Annotated in this window: 15 protein-coding genes and 1 pseudogene; 9 read left to right on the top strand and 7 right to left on the bottom strand. The window is 64.0% G+C overall.

The genetic code is table 11. From position 1 onward, the window contains the following. Positions 1-78: 78 nt before the first annotated feature. Positions 79-1,257, bottom strand: a complete 1,179-nt coding sequence (locus tag NKH22_RS10400) for a glycosyltransferase (RefSeq protein WP_352804000.1) — start codon at positions 1,255-1,257, stop codon at positions 79-81. 14 nt (positions 1,258-1,271) lie between these two features. Further along, entirely contained in the window at positions 1,272-1,883 is a 612-nt protein-coding gene (locus NKH22_RS10395; protein ID WP_023683669.1) for a thymidine kinase, read from the bottom strand. 237 nt (positions 1,884-2,120) lie between these two features. Between NKH22_RS10395 and NKH22_RS10390 the strand changes: the two genes are divergently transcribed. The 3 genes from NKH22_RS10390 to choV all read left to right on the top strand — a co-directional run bounded on the left by NKH22_RS10390 (position 2,121) and on the right by choV (position 5,226). Next, complete coding sequence (locus tag NKH22_RS10390; RefSeq protein ID WP_023686157.1) at positions 2,121-3,056, top strand: choline ABC transporter substrate-binding protein; 936 nt, start codon at positions 2,121-2,123, stop codon at positions 3,054-3,056. Between the two features lie 137 nt (positions 3,057-3,193). Further along, positions 3,194-4,048, top strand: coding sequence for a choline ABC transporter permease subunit (gene choW / locus NKH22_RS10385; RefSeq protein WP_352510465.1), 855 nt, complete (start codon positions 3,194-3,196; stop codon positions 4,046-4,048). After that, positions 4,045-5,226: a choline ABC transporter ATP-binding protein gene (choV, locus tag NKH22_RS10380; protein ID WP_023669996.1), complete on the top strand. Its 1,182-nt coding sequence runs from the start codon at positions 4,045-4,047 to the stop codon at positions 5,224-5,226. The genes choW and choV overlap by 4 nt, the downstream gene beginning before the upstream one ends. Before the next feature lie 97 nt (positions 5,227-5,323). On the opposite strand, the gene NKH22_RS10375 is transcribed toward choV, so the two are convergent. Next, positions 5,324-7,339, bottom strand: a complete 2,016-nt coding sequence (locus NKH22_RS10375; protein WP_352909480.1) for a transcriptional regulator — start codon at positions 7,337-7,339, stop codon at positions 5,324-5,326. A gap of 215 nt (positions 7,340-7,554) precedes the next feature. Here NKH22_RS10375 and NKH22_RS10370 point away from each other — a divergent pair. After that, positions 7,555-8,639 (top strand): annotated as a pseudogene (locus tag NKH22_RS10370) (PLP-dependent cysteine synthase family protein). Between the two features lie 19 nt (positions 8,640-8,658). Next, positions 8,659-10,128 (top strand): pyridoxal phosphate-dependent decarboxylase family protein, encoded by a 1,470-nt coding sequence (locus NKH22_RS10365; RefSeq protein WP_352909479.1) that lies wholly within the window; start codon positions 8,659-8,661, stop codon positions 10,126-10,128. Positions 10,129-10,155: 27 nt separating this feature from the next. On the opposite strand, the gene NKH22_RS10360 is transcribed toward NKH22_RS10365, so the two are convergent. The 3 genes from NKH22_RS10360 to NKH22_RS10350 all read right to left on the bottom strand — a co-directional run bounded on the left by NKH22_RS10360 (position 10,156) and on the right by NKH22_RS10350 (position 12,776). Beyond that, the gene (locus NKH22_RS10360; protein WP_023733367.1) at positions 10,156-10,560 is read right to left on the bottom strand and encodes a YciI family protein; all 405 of its coding nucleotides are present in this window, start codon (positions 10,558-10,560) and stop codon (positions 10,156-10,158) included. 93 nt (positions 10,561-10,653) lie between these two features. After that, positions 10,654-12,063, bottom strand: a complete 1,410-nt coding sequence (locus tag NKH22_RS10355; RefSeq protein ID WP_023670001.1) for an ATP-binding protein — start codon at positions 12,061-12,063, stop codon at positions 10,654-10,656. Continuing rightward, positions 12,060-12,776 carry a response regulator gene (locus NKH22_RS10350; protein ID WP_352909477.1) on the bottom strand — a complete coding sequence of 239 codons (717 nt, stop codon included), beginning with the start codon at positions 12,774-12,776 and terminating at the stop codon, positions 12,060-12,062. Before NKH22_RS10350 ends, NKH22_RS10355 begins: the two co-directional genes overlap by 4 nt. A 258-nt stretch (positions 12,777-13,034) precedes the next feature. Between NKH22_RS10350 and NKH22_RS10345 the strand changes: the two genes are divergently transcribed. From NKH22_RS10345 to clpS, 4 genes are all read left to right on the top strand, one after another. Further along, positions 13,035-13,337 carry a hypothetical protein gene (locus tag NKH22_RS10345; RefSeq protein ID WP_023705925.1) on the top strand — a complete coding sequence of 101 codons (303 nt, stop codon included), beginning with the start codon at positions 13,035-13,037 and terminating at the stop codon, positions 13,335-13,337. A gap of 39 nt (positions 13,338-13,376) precedes the next feature. Continuing rightward, a complete protein-coding gene (locus tag NKH22_RS10340; protein WP_023670004.1) occupies positions 13,377-13,607 on the top strand; it encodes a hypothetical protein in 231 nt (76 codons plus the stop codon). Positions 13,608-13,761: 154 nt separating this feature from the next. After that, a complete protein-coding gene (locus NKH22_RS10335; RefSeq protein ID WP_023705924.1) occupies positions 13,762-14,109 on the top strand; it encodes a hypothetical protein in 348 nt (115 codons plus the stop codon). Between the two features lie 133 nt (positions 14,110-14,242). Beyond that, a complete protein-coding gene (clpS, locus tag NKH22_RS10330) occupies positions 14,243-14,548 on the top strand; it encodes an ATP-dependent Clp protease adapter ClpS (protein ID WP_023683679.1) in 306 nt (101 codons plus the stop codon). 188 nt (positions 14,549-14,736) lie between these two features. Here the strand turns inward: clpS and NKH22_RS10325 are convergent, their stop codons facing one another. Beyond that, positions 14,737-16,821, bottom strand: a complete 2,085-nt coding sequence (locus NKH22_RS10325; protein WP_023748150.1) for a membrane protein — start codon at positions 16,819-16,821, stop codon at positions 14,737-14,739. Positions 16,822-16,823: the final 2 nt, after the last annotated feature.

Genomic DNA, 16,823 nt, shown 5'->3' with positions numbered 1-16,823 from the left:
TCCCGGCTGGCTCTGGCTGAGGGCAAAATAGGCTGCAGGCCTTAACAAACGCCGTATGCCGGTGGATAGCAGCCGGGCTCAATCCGTGCGCGGGATCGCTGCGACCGCCTGCTTGACCTGCTTTTCAATCGCCGCCGACGAATGATTGTCGCGCACGAAAGCGCGGCCGATCTCCGCCATCTCGGCGGCCGCTTGCGGGCGTGTCGCGAGATCGATGATTTTCAATGCCAACTTGCCGGCATCGTCGCTGGACAGGAAATGCCTGCCCGCCTGCAGGCCAAGCCCTTCGACGGCCTTTTCGGTGGCGGCGACGACCAGGCCCGCCGCCATCGCCTCCAGCACCTTGATGCGGGTTCCGCCGCCGAAGCGCAGCGGGATCGGCGCATAGCCGGCGCGGCCAAGCAATTCCGGCAGATGCGGCGGGTTCTCGATCAACCGCAGACCATGCCTGGTGCATAGACCGCGTACGACATCGCGCGGGTTTCTGCCGGCGACGGTGATCGACCAGGGCCGGCCGGAGGCGGCGAGGCACGGCGCCATCGCGCGGCCGATCTGCTTGACGGCGTCGATGTTGGGAAAATAGCCGAGATGCCCGATGAAGCACAGGCTGAGCTCACTGAAGCGCTCGGCAGCAATTGGCAGGGAGAGCACGCTCTCGTCTGGAATGGGGTTGGCGACGAACCTGATGTCGTTGACGGGGCCGAGAGCGGACAGAAGCGCTTCGTCGGCCCGCGAACAAACCCAGACCTGGTCGGCCAGGGCAGCCGCACACCTGTCGGCTTCGCGCGCCTCTGCCTTCCTTCGCCTGTTTTGGCGCCAGTCTCGAATTTGCTGCCACAGCGTCAGGCCGGCGATCCGGTCGGACACCGTCCGGGAATCAATGTTGTGCTGGTCAAGGACGGTGCGCGCGCGATGCTTCGGCGCCAGCGTCAGCAGCTGCGAAAGCACGATCTCCTCGATCACCACGAGATCGGGCGCGAATTCCCTCCAGATGACGTCGGCTTCGGCCAGCTCGTCGTCCGGCATCATATGCACGGTCGGGTGCGGGCTGCGCCTGCCCCAGGGCGCCCTGCCGCGCGCTGCCTCGATGATCCGGTGACGGATGTTCGGCGGTGTGGAGGGTGCCGGGGCGCCAGTCAGGCTTACCGTCAGGACCTCGCCCATCGATGCCAGGGCGCGTGCATTGGCGGCGTTCCGGATCTCTCCGCCGGAGACCGGCGGAAACGGGCAATCAACTGTGAACTGCAGAATTTTCATGTTGTCCCGGCCGTTCAGCCTCTGGTGAAGCCAATGAAATCGTCGGGCGCGGCGCGGCCCATTTCCTCTTCCCAGTGGCGGCGGCAGAGCGAGATATAGACGTCCTTGCCGATCGCCACCTGTTCGCCTTGTCTGGCCACCTTGCCGTCAGCGCCGAGACGCACGACCATCGTCGCCTTGCGGCCGCAGCGGCAGATGGTGCGCACTTCGCGCAGATCGTCTGCGATGGCCAGAAGCGCTCGCGAACCGGAAAACAGATTGCCCTGGAAATCGGTGCGCAGGCCGTAGCACATCACAGGGATGTTCAGCCGGTCGGCGATACGGGCGAGCTGCCAGACCTGCTCTTCCTCGAGAAATTGCGCCTCGTCGACAAAGATGCAATGCACCGTCGTATGTTCGTGATGCTCGGCGACGCGAGCGTAGAGATCGTCGCCGTCGCGGAACATCTCGGCCTCCGTCTCCAGGCCGATGCGCGACGAGATCAGCCCGGTGTCGCCCTTTCTGTAGTGGCCGGCGACGAACAGCATCGTCGTCATACCGCGTTCGCGATAATTGTAGGACGCCTGCAGCAGCATTGTCGTTTTGCCGGCATTCATCGTCGCATAGTGGAAGTAGAGCTTGGCCATGCCGTCCTTTTAAGCCGAGTTGGCGCGGCGCGGGGAGAGGGCACCGCTGCATTTCATGGGAAAAGCCGTCTGCAATCCAAAAAGCGGCGGGCGTGTCGCTGTTTGGCCAGTCCGCGCCGTTGATCGTGATTGTCTTAGCGCTTGAAACCACACCAGAATGGTGTTTGGCTGACGAAACAAGGCGGGCAGAGAAACCGTAACTACGCTTCGCCAAAGAATCACAATGGGAGACTGCCAATGTCGCGTATGAACACCTTCGTCGCCGGCCTCGGCCTGGCGACTTTTCTGTCCACGAGCGCTGCACTTGCCGGCGATCCGGAGAGCTGCAAGGCGGTGCGCCTTTCCGATGTCGGCTGGACCGACATCCAGGCAACCACCGGCGTCGCTTCGGTGCTGCTCACCGCGCTCGGCTACGAGCCGCAGACGATCCAGCTATCGGTACCGGTGACCATGGCGTCGCTGAAAAACAAGGATCTCGACGTCTTCCTCGGCAACTGGATGCCCTCGATGACCAACGACATCAAGGACTACACCGCCGATGGTTCGGTCGAGACGATCGGCACCAACCTGACCGGCGCCGGCTACGGCATCGTCGTACCGACCTATGTCGCGGAGGCCGGCGTCAAGTCGCTGACCGACATCGGCAAGTTCAAGGACAAGTTCAACGGCAAGATTTACGGCATCGAGGCGGGCAATGACGGCAACCGCATCATCCTCGACATGATCAAGAACCCGAAGGACAATCTCGAAGGCTTCGAGCTGGTCGAGTCCTCGGAAGCCGGCATGCTGACGCAGGCCGAGCAGTCGATCAAGAACAATGAGTGGATCGCGTTCCTCGGCTGGACGCCGCATCCGGTGATGGGCGCCATGAAGCTCACCTATCTCGACGGCATGGGCGACAGCGGCTTCGGCGCCGCCACCGTCTACACCAATGTGCGCAAGGGCTACACCACCGAATGCCCGAATGCCGGCAAGTTCATCGCCAACCTGAAGTTCAACCTGGACATGGAAGGCGAGATGATGGACGCGATCCTGAAGGGCGGCGACGCCAACACGGTCGCAGCCGACTGGCTGAAGAAGCACCCTGACGCGGTTGCGCCGTGGATTGCCGGCGTCACCACCTTCGATGGCGGCGATGCGGCAGCGGCGGTCAAGACCGCGCTCGGAAGCTGAGCCGACTGAATTCGGCAAAGCCGAACCAGGAAGGGCAGCCAATCTAGAAAGGGCTGCCCTTTTTCATATCCTGTGAGAAGATGACCTAACGACAGCGGAGGCCGGAAGCAGGCGGTCTCTCGCATGAGAGGGGCGATATGGATCCGATTTCGAAATTCATGGTCGATCACAAGATACCGATCGGCGCCTGGGGAAAGGCGTTCTTCGGTTTCCTCACCGACAATTTCGACACTGTGTTCAGGGCCTTCTCGAATGGCCTCAATTTCCTGCTCGACGGGCTGGTTGGCATCCTGTTGGTGGTGCCGCCGGTGCTGCTGGCGCTGATCATCGCCATCGTCGCCTGGCTGCTGCAGCGCTCGCGCCCGCTGGCCATAGGCGTCTTTCTCGGCCTGATCTTCATCATCAACCAGAACCTCTGGAAGCAGACGGTGCAGACGCTGGTGCTGGTCGTGGCCGCCGCCGCCATGGCGATGGCCATCGGCGTGCCGCTCGGCATCTGGGCCGCGCACAAGCCGAAGGTCTACCGCATCATGCTGCCGGTGCTCGATCTGATGCAGACGCTGCCGACCTTCGTCTACCTGATCCCGGTCCTGACCCTGTTCGGTCTCGGCAACGCGCCCGGCCTCATCGTCACCATCATCTTCGTCATCCCGACCGCGGTCCGGCTCACCCATCTCGGCGTCGTCTCGGTGCCGAAGTCGATCATCGAGGCCGGCGAGGCGTTTGGCGCCACCAAGCAGCAGCTGCTGTGGAAGGTCGAATTGCCCTCAGCGCTGCCGACCATCATGGCCGGGCTGACGCAATCGATCATGCTGTCGCTGTCGATGGTGGTGTTTGCAGCACTGATCGGCGCCGGCGGCCTCGGCACTGAAATCAACCGCGCGCTCGGCTCGCGCCGCATCGATCTCGGGCTCGAGGCGGGCCTGGCGATTGTCGTACTCGCCATCGTGCTCGACCGGATGACGCGTATCGGCGTTGGAGGCAAGAAATGACCGTCGCCGTTGACTTCAAGAATGTCGATATCGTCTTCGGGTCCGACCAGGCCGGTTCGCTGGCGCTGATCGACGGCGGCGCCACGCGCGCCGAAATCCTCGAAAAGACCGGCAATGTGCTGGGTTGCGCCGGCGCCAGCCTGACCGTCCATGAGGGCGAAATCTCGGTGCTGATGGGCCTATCCGGCTCGGGCAAGTCGACGCTGCTGCGGGCGGTCAACCGGCTCAACGTGGTGTCGCGCGGCCAGGTGCTGGTCAAGGACGGCGACAATATCGTCGATGTCGTGACCTGCGATCAGGCGACGCTGCGGCGGCTGCGCCAGAAGCAGGTGGCGATGGTGTTCCAGCAGTTCGGCCTGCTGCCTTGGCGTACGGTGGAGGAGAATGTCGGCCTCGGCCTCGAACTCGCCGGCGTGCCGGAGCAAGAGCGCAAGGAGCGCGTGCAACGCCAGCTGAAACTGGTCAATCTCGACCAGTGGTCGAAGAAATACGCGCATGAACTGTCCGGCGGCATGCAGCAGCGCGTCGGCCTGGCCCGTGCCTTCGCCACCGAGGCGCCGATCCTGCTGATGGACGAGCCGTTCTCGGCGCTCGATCCGCTGATCCGCACCAAGCTGCAGGACGAATTGCTGCAGCTGCAGGCGGAGCTGAAGAAGACCATCATCTTCGTCAGCCATGATCTGGAAGAGGCGCTGAAGATCGGCACCCACATCACCATCATGGAAGGCGGGCGCATCGTGCAGACCGGGGCGCCGGAAGACATCGTGCTCAAGCCCGCCAACGACTATGTCCGCGACTTCATCGCCAATGTGAATCCGTTGTCGGTGCTGACCGCCTGGAACGTCATGCGCGACAGCCGCGACCTCGAGCACGGCGATAATGGCTGGGTGTGGCTCGACCGGCGCAAGACGACGCGTTTCAAGATCGACGAGCACGGGCTGGTGGCGGCGGCCGAGCGCGACGGCAAACCGGCGGTGTGGGTGTCGTGCGCCGATGTCGAGGCGCAGCCGGAGGAGACGGCGCAAGTGTTCTGGGCCAACCCCGGAACCTCGCTGAAGACGGTGATGCTGGCCATGCACCGCTCGCAGACGGCACCCGTGGCGCTGTTCGACGACCAGTCGCGCTTTGTCGGCGCGATCGGGATACGCGATGTGCTGAGCGCGGTGTTGCGGCGCTAGATCATGATGAGATTTGGTTGAAATCTCATCATGATCTAACCCTTTGTTGGAGCATGATCTTTTCCAAAAACCGGTACCCACTTTTTGGGATCATGCTCTAAGCCAGCCCGATGCGCGTGGCGCCGAGCTTGAACAGGGCTGTGGCATCCCGGTCGAAGCGGAAGGTGTGGATGAAGTCGTCCGCACGGTAGTCCGGAAGCGTCTTGCGGATGGCGGCGGCGAAAGTTTTCGCCTCGTCCAGTCGCCCCGCCAACGCCAGGCAGTGAGCGGCGATCGACAGGATGATGACATGGGCGTTGGGGCGGGCAGCCGCTTTCAGCGCCCATTCGGCTGCCTCGTCGAACTGGCCGAGGCGGACATGCGCCATGGCGCGTGCGCCCAGCATGCCGAACAGCATCGGGTCGAACGGCGACAGATGGCGCGAATGATCCGACGATCCGATCGCCGCGTGCGGGTCGCCCGACTGCGAATGCACGAAGGACAGCGCATAGTGGCCAAGCGCGAAGTTCGGGCTGAGGTCGACGGCTTTTTGCAGTTCGAGCACGGACGCGTCACCCTCGCCGCGCAGCCACAGCGCCCGGCCCATCGCCCAGTGCGCGGCGGGATTATGATCGTCGACCAAAAGGCTCTGGCCGGCCGCCTCAAAGGCAAGCACGCTGTCCTGGTCGCGGTCGCCCCAGCGCTGGAAGGCGCTCTGCCAGTGGGTGAAGGAGAGGCCGGCATAGGCGCGGGTGAAGGTCGGATCCTGCCTGACAGCAATGTCGAAGAAATGCCGTGCGAGGTCGTTCTCGCTGCGGGTGAAGCGATACATGTGCCAGAGGCCGCGATGGTAAGCCTCCCAGGCGTTGAGCGAATTGGGCGCCTTCAGCATGGCGCGGTTGCGCTCGACCATCTCTATCTCGGATGAGATAGAGGCCACGATGCTGTTGCCGATGTCGTCGAGGACAATGAAGATGTCCTCGGGCTTGCGCTCGAAGGTCTCGGCCCAGACGATCCTGGCCGTGCGAACCTCGACAAGCTCGACGGTGACGGTCAGCCGGCCCGCCAGACTGCGCACCGAGCCGGTGGCGACATAGTCGACATTCAGCCGGCGGCCGGCATCCTCCGGCGCGATGTTCTTTTCCGCCAGGGCAAAGACCGAGCCGCGGGCAATGACGAAAAAATCCCTGAGCTTGGCGAGGCGGGTAATGATGTCATGGGTCAAGCCGTCGGCCAGCCCACCACGAACGCCGCCGGCATCTTCGGCGAACGGCATGACGGCAAGCGAAGCCTTGTGCGGTGTCGCGGCTTCGGTGGGGGCACGCGCGATCGGGCTGTGGCCCGCCACCGGCGCCACCGCAGGCTGTGCCGGCAAAGTCGCGCAGTGACGTTCCGCGCGAATGGCAAGCCACGCCTGGCGCACAGGGCCGAAATCCAGCTCTTCCGATTGGAAGAGCGATGCCGCAGCGGCAAGATGGTCTTCGCAGGCGCCGAACTGGCCGCGCCGCGCCAGCCTCACCAGGAGTGCGACATGGGCGCTGCTGTCGAACGGGGTCAATTCCAGCCATTTTTCGAGATGGGCGGAGACGTCTTCGGAATCGGCCGGCAGCGTCTTGACCAGATGTTCCAGTATAGCAGCTTGGCAGGAACCGAAACGGCGGCGCTGCGCGGTCAGCCAGCTGTTGAAGAGAGGGCTGCGGTCGATCTCCAGCCCTTCGAGGAAGTCGCCGACGAACAGGTCGGAGAGCAACTGCAGTCGCGTCGGCTCGAGCGTTTCGATGCCTGCGGCAGTTGCCGCGCCAACATCCAGCACGTCGACCGAGATACCGTCGAGATCAAGCACGATCGTATCATGCACGGTTACGATCCGGCCGCGGCCCGGTTCGTCGAGCGCGGCCCGCAGCTTGCTCAGGCACCAGCGAAGCTCACCCCTGGGATCATTTGGAACGTCCCACAGCAACTCGCAGAGCTTGCCACGTCCGACCGGATGGGGCGCCAGCGCCAGATAGGCCAGCAGCGCGCGCAGCTTGCGCGATGCCGGCAAGGCCACCGGAGCGGCGTCGCGCACAATCGCCAGCGGGCCGAAAAGCCGCAGAGACAGGCCTTTCCGGCTGCTTGCCTGGCTCGATTCCACGCCTGTTTCCACGCCTTTTCCCACGCTTGCCCACCGGACCTTGTTTTATCACCGAACGCGACAAAGTGCACACCCGGCTCGCAGATTGTGTGCCGAATGTGGTGCTTTCCACATTGTGGCACTTCAAAGACCTGTAGTGCGGCAAGGTGTCGAAACCTCGTCGCCCAAACCGCCGGTGTGTAACCGGCCCGTGAGCAAGAACCAGGAGTTTACCCATGTTGCATCAGCAGAAAATCAGAACCACGGCAGGCCGCGGCCGCCTTTTCGACAGCATTCTCGATACGGTCGGCGACACGCCGGTCATCCGCGTCAACAATCTCGGCCCGGCGCATGCGACCATCTACGTCAAGGCCGAGTTCTTCAATCCGGCTGCGTCGGTGAAGGACCGGCTGGCGCTCAACATCATCGAGGAAGGTGAACGCACCGGCGCGCTCAAGCCGGGACAGACCATCGTCGAGGCGACCAGCGGCAACACGGGCATCGGTCTTGCCATGGTCTGTGCGCAGAAGGGCTACAAGCTGGTGGTGACGATGGCCGACAGTTTCTCGGTCGAGCGCCGCAAGCTGATGCGGATGCTGGGCGCCAAGGTGGTGCTGACGCCGCGCGCCGAGAAAGGCTTCGGCATGTACAAGAAGGCGGTGGAACTGGCCGAAGCCAATGGCTGGTTCCTGGCCCGCCAGTTCGAGACCAAGGCCAACGCCGACATCCATGAAGCAACCACGGGACGCGAGATCGTCAACGATTTCGCCGGCTCGCGGCTCGACTATTTCGTCACCGGCTACGGCACCGGCGGCACCGTCGCCGGCGTGGCGCGGGTGCTGCGCCGCGAGCGGCCTGAGACCCGGATCGTGCTCACCGAACCGGCCAACGCGCAGCTTGTCGGCAGCGGCAAGCCGCAGATGCGTGGCGCCGGCGGAGCGCCGGCCGCCAGCCATCCGGCTTTCGAACCGCACCCGATCCAGGGCTGGACGCCGGATTTCATCCCGCACGTCCTGCAGGAGGCCATCGATGGCAACTTCTATGACGAGGTGATGCCGATCGCCGGGCCGGAGGGCATGAAATGGGCCAAGGCGCTGGCGCAGCAGGAAGGCATCTTCACCGGCATTTCCGGCGGTCGGCTTTTGCCGTGGCGCGCCAGATCGCCGGCACGGCACCGGCCGGATCGGTGATCCTGTGCATGCTTCCCGATACCGGTGAACGCTACATGACCACGCCTTTGTTCGACGGCATCGAGGCCGAGATGAATGCGGAAGAGCTTGCTCTCTCGCGCTCGACGCCCGGTTGCCAGTTCCCGGCATGATGACGCGGGAGCAAATTGCATGGACGCGATGCCTGTCACCTCGGCTGCCGAGGAAACGCTTGACCCCTCGGACTGGGCCGATGTGCAAAGCCTGTCGCATCGGATCGTTGACGATGCCGTCGCTTACCTGCGCGATGTCAGGCAACGGCCGGTGTGGCAGGAGATGCCTGGAGATGTGAGGCATTTCTTCACCGCCTCGCTGCCGCAATCGCCGACCCCGCTTGCCGACATCTATGGCGATGTCGTGGACAAGGTGATGCTCTATCCGATGGGCAACATCCATCCGCGCTTCTGGTCCTGGTATATGGGGTCGAGCAATTTTACCGGTGCGATCGGCGATTTCCTGGCGGCAATCCAGGGCTCCAATCTCGGCGGCGGCAACCATGCCGCCGCCCTGATGGACGGCCAGGTGGTCGACTGGTGCAAGCAGATGATGGGCATGCCGGCTTCGGCCAGCGGCACGCTGGTCAGCGGCGGTTCGATGGCCAACATCATCGGGCTGACCGTGGCGCGCAACACCAAGGCCGGCATCGACGTGCGCGAGCACGGCGTTGGAGCAATCGAAAAGCCGTTGCGTTTCTATGGCTCGGACCAGGTCCATTCCTGTCACCGCAAGGGGATGGAAGCGCTCGGCCTCGGCAACAAGGCGCTGCGGCGCATTGCCAGCGACGCCGGACTTCGCATCGACATCGAAGCTTTGCGGGCGGCGATATCGGAAGATCGCGCGGCCGGGTTCAAGCCGGCCTGCATCATCGGCAATGCCGGCACTGTCAACACCGGCGCCATCGACGATCTGCAGGCGCTGGCCAAGCTGGCGCCTGAGGAGGATCTCTGGTTCCATGTCGACGGCTGCATCGGCGCGCTGATCGCGATCGCGCCCGAGAATGCGCGTCGTGTCGCCGGCATCGAATGGGCCGATTCCATCGCGCTCGACCCCCACAAATGGCTGCACGCTCCGTTCGAGGCAGGCTGCGCGCTGGTCAGGGATGCCTCGGCGCATCGCAAGACCTTCGCGGTGACGCCGGAATATCTGGAATCGACAACGCGCGGCCTCGCCTCCGGCCAATGGCTGCACGATTACGGTCTGCAGACGACACGCGGCTTCAAGGCGCTGAAAGTGTGGATGGCGCTGCGGGAACACGGCGTCGAAAAATTCGGCCGTCTGATCGACCAGAACATTGCGCAGGGGCAGTATCTCTCAGGCCTGATCGAGGCTCAACCGGCGCTCGAACTGACAGCGCCGACCAGCATCAACATCGTCTGCTTCCGCTATCGCGCGGAAGGGCTCGATGGCGAGCGCTCGAAGGCGCTCAACACCGAGATCATGCTGAGGCTGCAGGAAGAAGGCATCGCCGCCATTTCCGATACCACGGTGCAAGGCCAGCATTGCCTGAGGGTGGCGATCAACAACCACCGGACCCGGCGCGAGGATCTCGACCTTCTCGTCGCCGACACGGTCCGCCTGGGCAACGAGATCGCTTCTGCCTGACCGGCCATGGGGTAGGGCAAGCGGCTCTCAGCCGCTGGCGGCCTCCTGGAAATCGCCCTTCGTCACGGGGAACGCCAGGCCGGGAAGGTAAAATGTGATCGGCCGGATCTCGTACACCGCCGAGGGGTTCACGCGGCGCAAGTCGCGCGCAGCCGCAATCGCCGCCTCCTGCGTGGCGCAGTCGAGGACATAAAGACCCAGCAATTGTTCCTTGGTCTCGGCAAACGGCCCGTCGATGACGATGCCGTCTCCCGGACCACGCAGCGTGACGGCGTCGGCGGTCGCGCCCAGTCTTGCCGCCGGCCCGAGCTTGCCTTCGCGGGTCAATCTGGCATTGACCTCGAGCAGGTCGTGCATCAGCGCCGCGTCCTGCTGCGGCGTCAGGGACTGGATGGTCTGTTCGACGTGATAGGCCAAGATGGCGTAAAGCATGCGGCGATCTCCTCCTGTTCGAGCGGCCGCACTATTGCAAGGTTGGGTTGGTTGATCCACCCCCGGTGCCCATCGAGACGCTAGTCTGCTGCCTTATGCCGCCAGCGGCAGGCTGAGCTCCGTCAGCAGGCCGCCGCGAGGATGGTTGGACAGGTTGACATCGCCGCCGGCGGCACGCGCAATGTTGCGGGCAATGGTCAGGCCTAGCCCGAGACCGCCGGTCTGGCGGTTGCGCGATTGCTCCAGCCGCACGAAGGAACCGAACACCTGGTCGAGCTGCGCCTGCGGTATGCCCGGCCCCTCGTCGCGGATAACCAGCGTGACCGTGCCGTCCGACTGCCGCAGGCTGACATGGGCTTTCTTGCCGTAGGTCACGGCATTCTGGACCAGATTGTTGACGCAGCGCTTGAGCGCCACCGGCCGCGCCATGCAGATCATGCCACGCGGCCTGGCGCCGTCATGGTCGAACGTGACGTCCTCGAAACTGTCGGCGATCGATTCCACCAGCGACCAGAAATCGATCCGCTCGCTCTTCTCCTCGGTGACTTCGAAGGTGGCGAAGTCGATGACGGAGCTGGCGATGCTCTCGATGTCGGCGAGGTCGTGGGCGAGCGCCTCGCGCGCCGTCGATCTGCGCAACAGCTCGAGGCGCAGCCGCATGCGGGTCAGCGGAGTGCGCAGATCGTGGGCGAGCGCGGCGGCCAGATGTTCGCGGTCCTCGACATAGTCGCGCAGCCTCACCTGCATGGCGTTGACGGCTTTGGCCGCGGCGCGGATTTCGCGGCTGCCGGTCTCGGCGATCGGCGGGCTCTTCAGGTCCGTGCCGATCCGGTTGACCGCCGTTTCCATCATCCGATAGGGCGCCGTCAGCCGGCGTAGCGACCAGATCGACATGATCACCACCAGGGCCGCGATCAGCGAATAGAGCGGCAGGCTGTCGAAGCTCAATATGGGTCCGACCGGCGTGTTGGGCTCGGTGAAATTCAGCCATTGGCCGTCGGCGAAGCGGACAGAGGCCGTCAGCTTGTCGCTTTGGGCGAAGCTGGCCGCCAGCGATAACAGGTCGCGCTCCACCGCGCCAACATCCTTGGTCACGGCCACACCGCCAGGCGCGTTGGCTGCCTGGGTTGCCGGATCGCGCCGGACGCGGGCGTCGGTGATGCCGAATTTCGACAGCCGCCCGACCAGAATGTCCTCGAGCTCGGCCAGTTCGTCGTCGCCGGCGATCGACGAGGTGACCGCGGGCGTGTCCGAAACAGTGAGCGCATAGGTGGCGTTGAACAGACCGGAGGCCGTCAGCTTGCGCTGCTCCGGCGTGTCGTCATGCATCAGCTGCACCAGCGAATAGGCGCGGTCGTTAAGCCGGTAGAGATCGACCTCGTCATTGGCGACGGCACGATCGCGCGAGACGATGTAGAGCGTGGCGACCTGGCTGATCAGCAGGCCGGCAATGACGATGAGCAAAACCCAGACCGGCAGGGTTTGCGGCAGGAAACGTCTCATTCGGAGGTGGTCTCGGGCAGGAACTGGTAGCCGCCGCTGCGCACAGTCAGGATCAGTTTCGGCGTCTTGGGGTCGTCTTCCATCTTGCGCCTGAGACGGCTGACCAGGATGTCGATGCTGCGGTCGAAGGAATAGTCGCTGTCACCGCCGGAAAGCTCGATGAGCTGGTCACGGGTGAGGACGCGCTGCGCGCTTTTGACGAAGGTCTGCAACAGGTTGAACTCCGCCATCGTCAGTTCGACCCTGACGTCGCCCGGCGCCATCAGCCGGCGGCGCGAGCAGTCCATCGTCCAGCCGGCAAAATGATAGATCTGCTTGGTGGTGGCCCGCTTCGGCTCGGCAGCACCATTGCGCCTCAAAACGGCGCGGATACGGGCCAGCAGCTCGCGCGGATCGAAGGGTTTGGGCACATAGTCGTCGGCGCCCATTTCCAGGCCGACGACGCGGTCGGTGGTCTCGGTCACCGCCGTCAGCATGATGATCGGCGTCGAGTAGCTGGCGCGCAGGTCGCGGCAGAGCTCCAGCCCGCTCTTTCCTGGCAGCATCACATCAAGCACGATCAGGTCTACCTGCGTGCGGCGCAGTATGTCTTCCATCCCGACGCCGTCGGCGGCAACCGTGGTGCGCAGGCCGCGCTTCTGGAAGAATTCCTGAAGCAGGTCGCGAATGCCCTTGTCGTCGTCGACGATCAGTATGTGCGCATCGGATTTCACGGCGATCCTGTCATTGCTGGCGGCCCGTCGGCGGCTGCCTTCTGAGTCTGCTTCTGTGGCGTCACCCACACGATAGAATTCTGGCCACATGTTGGCGAGCGGCGATGATCGCCCGCAAAGCCGATTTGCCAGAAACAGTCCAGAAACAAAATTCTATAGTCCGGAAAAACTCCCGAAAAGAATCAAGGGCATAAAGGGTGCCGTGGCGGTCAGGACATCGGCTGCGACGCTAAGTCTCCGGAGTAACGGACATTACCGATGCACAGGTTCACGATCAGCTTGATGGGTGCGCTGCTCAGCATTCCGCTCGTCACAGCCGCGATCGGAGCCACAACCGCAAAGGTGACGCCGATCACAAGGAGCGAGCGCTGCATCGATCTCAATCGCCAGGTAGACGAAGCCCTCGAAACCCATGCCGCGGCAACGCAGGTCACCGCGGCGAAAGCACTGCAAAGAAAGGGAAACCGGTTCTGCGCCAACAAGAAACAGGCACAGGGTATCCGGATGCTCGCGAACGCTTTGAAGCTGCTTGGAGTGACACCGATCGACCCGGTTCAGTGACACTCGAAAATCGACCCGCACAAAGAAGGAAATGAAGCCATGAAAAAGTCCATCCTCTCCGCCACCGGTCTCGCCGTCGCTCTCGCTTTCGCAATGCCGGCTCTGGGCAATGCCGCTGCCACCACGACCGCTGCTCCGGCTGCTTCCACGACCACCGCTCCGGCGACCACGACCGCCAAGCCCCCGGTGAAGAAGGTCGTCGCCAAGAAGCCCGTCAAGAAGCACAAGAAGGCGAAGAAGGTCGTCAAGACGGACGCCCCGAAGGCCTGATCCAGACAGCCAACAGGTTTGTCTGTAACAAGGCCGCTCCAGCACCCCCCGGCTGGAGCGGCCTTGTCGTGTGAGAGCATCATTACCCGTTGATGGGTGCCGGCCACCCAGGACTTTAACCCGTTTGCAATGCCGGTCCGGTAGGATAGCCCGCATGAAGAAGCGGCTTTCATCCATTCTGCGCTCGATGGCCATCGGCGGCCTTGTGGCCTCGGCCATGGTCAGGGTGCTGATCCAGTTCACCGCCAGCCCGGTGCCCGATCCGGTGAGCGGGCGCACGGAGCCGTCGCTGTTTGCACCGGCAATCTCCAGCAGCTGGCAATACATCACACCATGGCAAAGCCTGCTGCTGACCGTGATCACCGGCGCGGCGCTGGCCTGCTTCTTCGGCTGGCTCGCGGTCGCCTGGGTCGAATACAAGGCGGCCGGATCAAGGCCCGATGCGGCATCCAGCGCACGGCAATTCCAGGCTCGTCGCGTCGCCGACCGCCAGGGCCGTTGAACCGCAGCGCACAGTTCCTAAATTTGTGAACGGCAGCACTTCCGGGAAGCCGGTTTGGCGCGCCGATCAAAATGGACGACGGCTTTCCCCCATGACAAAGTGAGAGCGACCCCTCGCGCGATACCGGTTCCCGATGCCTGAAATCAGCTCCAAACCCCGGACCAAGACCAAGCCGCAGACCGAGCGACCGAAGCTCTACAAGGTCATCCTCATCAATGACGATTTTACGCCGCGCGAATTCGTGGTGACGGTGCTGAAGGGCGAGTTCAAGCTCAGCGAAGACCAGGCGAACCGGGTGATGATCACCGCGCACCGGCTCGGCGTTTGCGTCGTTGCCGTCTTCACCAGGGATGTGGCCGAGACCAAGGCGACACGGGCCATCGACGCGGCCAAGGCCAAGGGGTACCCGCTGCTGTTTACGACGGAGCCGGAGGAGTAGGTTGAGCGTCTTTCTCCCCGTCACTATACGGGGAGAAATGTCCGGCAGGACAATGAGGGGCAGCGCCGAGGTCGATGACAGTTCGCTTGCGCGGGCCGAGGAGATTGCCAACAACCTCAGGCTCGCGCTGCCCCTCATCCGCCCTTCGGGCACCTTCTCCCCGTGAACCGGGAGAAGGATAAGCGGTGCTACCGTCCCTCTCTGTACCACATCGCGCCCATGGCCAGCAGCAGCAGGCAAAGGCCGAGGAAGCCGCCGAACAGGGGTACGCGCGAGACGGCTTTGAGCACGCTGTCGTCGGTGCTGCGCAGGCCGATCCAGTCTGCGCCCGAGGCCGCACCGGAGGCGCGGACCGGGACGATGGAGGGCAGGGCGACACTGCCGGTGATCTGGCCAAGGGTGGAGGAGGCCGCCAGCCGGCGCACGCTGCCGCCGGTGGCCTCAGTCGGAGCCTTCAACCGGTCCTCGGTGGAGACGACGTCGGAGAATTCCGGCGCGTTGACCGGGCCGACATGGGCGAGTGCGGTCAGGTCACCATTGCCGATCTGGTAGAGGCCGATCTCCTTGGTCTCGATGCTGCCCAGGAAAACGCCGGGTTCGGACTTCTCCAGCTTGACGATCAGCGCCTTGCCCGAAGGGGTGATCACCTGCGCCGGGCCGGGATCGTCGCTCATCGTCTGGCGGCGGATTTCCAGCATCATGCCGCGGCCGTCGGCAGTCAGCCGCTCTTCCTCGAGTTCAGGTTCCTTCATCAGCCAGTGGGCGATGCGGCGGTAAAGCTGGACATGCGGGCCGCCACCCTCGAAGCCGCGCGCCCATAGCCAGCCCTGATCGGACAGAAGCATGCCGACGCGGCCTTCGCCCTTATGATCGAGCAGAAGCAGCGGGCGGTTGTCGGCGCCCTTCATCACCACTTCGCCTTCGGGGTTCTGTACGCCGATGGTGCGGAACCAGCGGCTCCAGCGCGGCGGCTCGGTCGCCGAGCCGTCGAGGCCGCGCGTCACCGGATGGCGCTGGCCGAGATCGGTGAGGCGCGGATAGAAGGCCTTGTCGATGACTTCGCCGGTCGGCATTGCCGGCAGCGACGACATTAGCGGGGTGCGGGCGATCGAGGCGTCGCCGGCATATTCCGGCCCGGCGGCGATCAGCAGCGCGCCGCCCTTTTCGACATATTCGGAGATGTAGTCGTAATAGAGGATCGGCAGCACGTCGCGGTGCTGGTAGCGGTCGAAGATGATGAGATCGAAATCCTTGATCTTCTCGACGAACAACTCGCGGGTCGGGAAGGCGATCAGCGACAGTTCGTTGATCGGCGTGCCGTCCTGCTTTTCCGGCGGCCGCAAAATAGTGAAATGGACGAGATCGACCGAGGCGTCGGATTTCAGCAGATTGCGCCACGTGCGCTCGCCGGCATGCGGTTCGCCGGAAACCAAAAGCACGCGCAAGTTCTCGCGGATGCCGTCGATCAGCGCGATGGCGCGGTTGTTGGCGTCGGTCAGTTCACCCGGCTCGCGGTCGATGGAGAGTTCGACGATGTTGCGGCCGGCGCCGGGGATGGTCACCTGCAGCGGCATCGCCTGGCCGATGGTCGCCTCTTCGACCGCGACCTGCTCGCCATTTACCGAGACGCGGACATCGACCGGGCCGGTTTCGCCGTCGGTGGCGATGACGCGGTAGGTCATGTCGAGCGGCTTGCCGACGAGGCCGAAGCGCGGCGCGTTCTCGAAGCGGATGCGGCGGTCCTTCTCGTGCTCGTTGCCGGTGATCAGCGCGTGCAGCGGCGCATTGAAGTCGGGGGCGGCCGGTGCGTCATGCACCTCGCCATCGGTGATCATGATGGCGCCACCGATGCGCGAGGGCGGCACGTCGCGGAAGGCGCCTTCAAGCGCTGCAAAAAGCTTGGTCTCGGTGCGCTCGTCGGCGGCTTCCGACTTGCCGGCCTCGACGACGCGGACGTCGAACTGCTTGAAGCGGCCAAGGCGCTGCTGCAAACCGGCAAGCGCTTCGTCGGTCTGTTTGGTCCGGTCGCCGATATCCTGGCTCTGGCTGCGGTCGACGATGACGGCAACGACGCTCTTCAGCGCCTCGCGCTCCTCATCGAGGAAGACCGGATTGAGGAGTGCTGCGCCCAGCGCAATCAGCGCCGCGAAGCGGAAGATCGCGCCGCGCTGGCGAAACCACAAGCCGACAGCGGCCAGCACCAGCAGCGGTGCGAGCACCAAAGCCAGCAAGGGCCAGGACAGCAGCGGTTCGAACGAAATCGACCAGTTCATAG

It is taken from the genome of Mesorhizobium sp. M1252 (assembly GCF_040318265.1).
Classification (GTDB): Bacteria; Pseudomonadota; Alphaproteobacteria; order Rhizobiales; family Rhizobiaceae; genus Mesorhizobium.
This window is presented reverse-complemented; position numbering and strand designations above follow the sequence as displayed.

Coding starts and splice junctions, on each gene's coding strand:
- NKH22_RS10400 (WP_352804000.1), bottom strand. CDS start 1,257: ATGAAAATTCTGCAGTTCACAGTTGATTGCCCGTTTCCGCCGGTCTCC.
- NKH22_RS10395 (WP_023683669.1), bottom strand. CDS start 1,883: ATGGCCAAGCTCTACTTCCACTATGCGACGATGAATGCCGGCAAAACG.
- NKH22_RS10390 (WP_023686157.1), top strand. CDS start 2,121: ATGTCGCGTATGAACACCTTCGTCGCCGGCCTCGGCCTGGCGACTTTT.
- choW (WP_352510465.1), top strand. CDS start 3,194: ATGGATCCGATTTCGAAATTCATGGTCGATCACAAGATACCGATCGGC.
- choV (WP_023669996.1), top strand. CDS start 4,045: ATGACCGTCGCCGTTGACTTCAAGAATGTCGATATCGTCTTCGGGTCC.
- NKH22_RS10365 (WP_352909479.1), top strand. CDS start 8,659: ATGGACGCGATGCCTGTCACCTCGGCTGCCGAGGAAACGCTTGACCCC.
- NKH22_RS10360 (WP_023733367.1), bottom strand. CDS start 10,560: ATGCTTTACGCCATCTTGGCCTATCACGTCGAACAGACCATCCAGTCC.
- NKH22_RS10355 (WP_023670001.1), bottom strand. CDS start 12,063: ATGAGACGTTTCCTGCCGCAAACCCTGCCGGTCTGGGTTTTGCTCATC.
- NKH22_RS10345 (WP_023705925.1), top strand. CDS start 13,035: ATGCACAGGTTCACGATCAGCTTGATGGGTGCGCTGCTCAGCATTCCG.
- NKH22_RS10340 (WP_023670004.1), top strand. CDS start 13,377: ATGAAAAAGTCCATCCTCTCCGCCACCGGTCTCGCCGTCGCTCTCGCT.
- NKH22_RS10335 (WP_023705924.1), top strand. CDS start 13,762: ATGAAGAAGCGGCTTTCATCCATTCTGCGCTCGATGGCCATCGGCGGC.
- clpS (WP_023683679.1), top strand. CDS start 14,243: ATGCCTGAAATCAGCTCCAAACCCCGGACCAAGACCAAGCCGCAGACC.
- NKH22_RS10325 (WP_023748150.1), bottom strand. CDS start 16,821: ATGAACTGGTCGATTTCGTTCGAACCGCTGCTGTCCTGGCCCTTGCTG.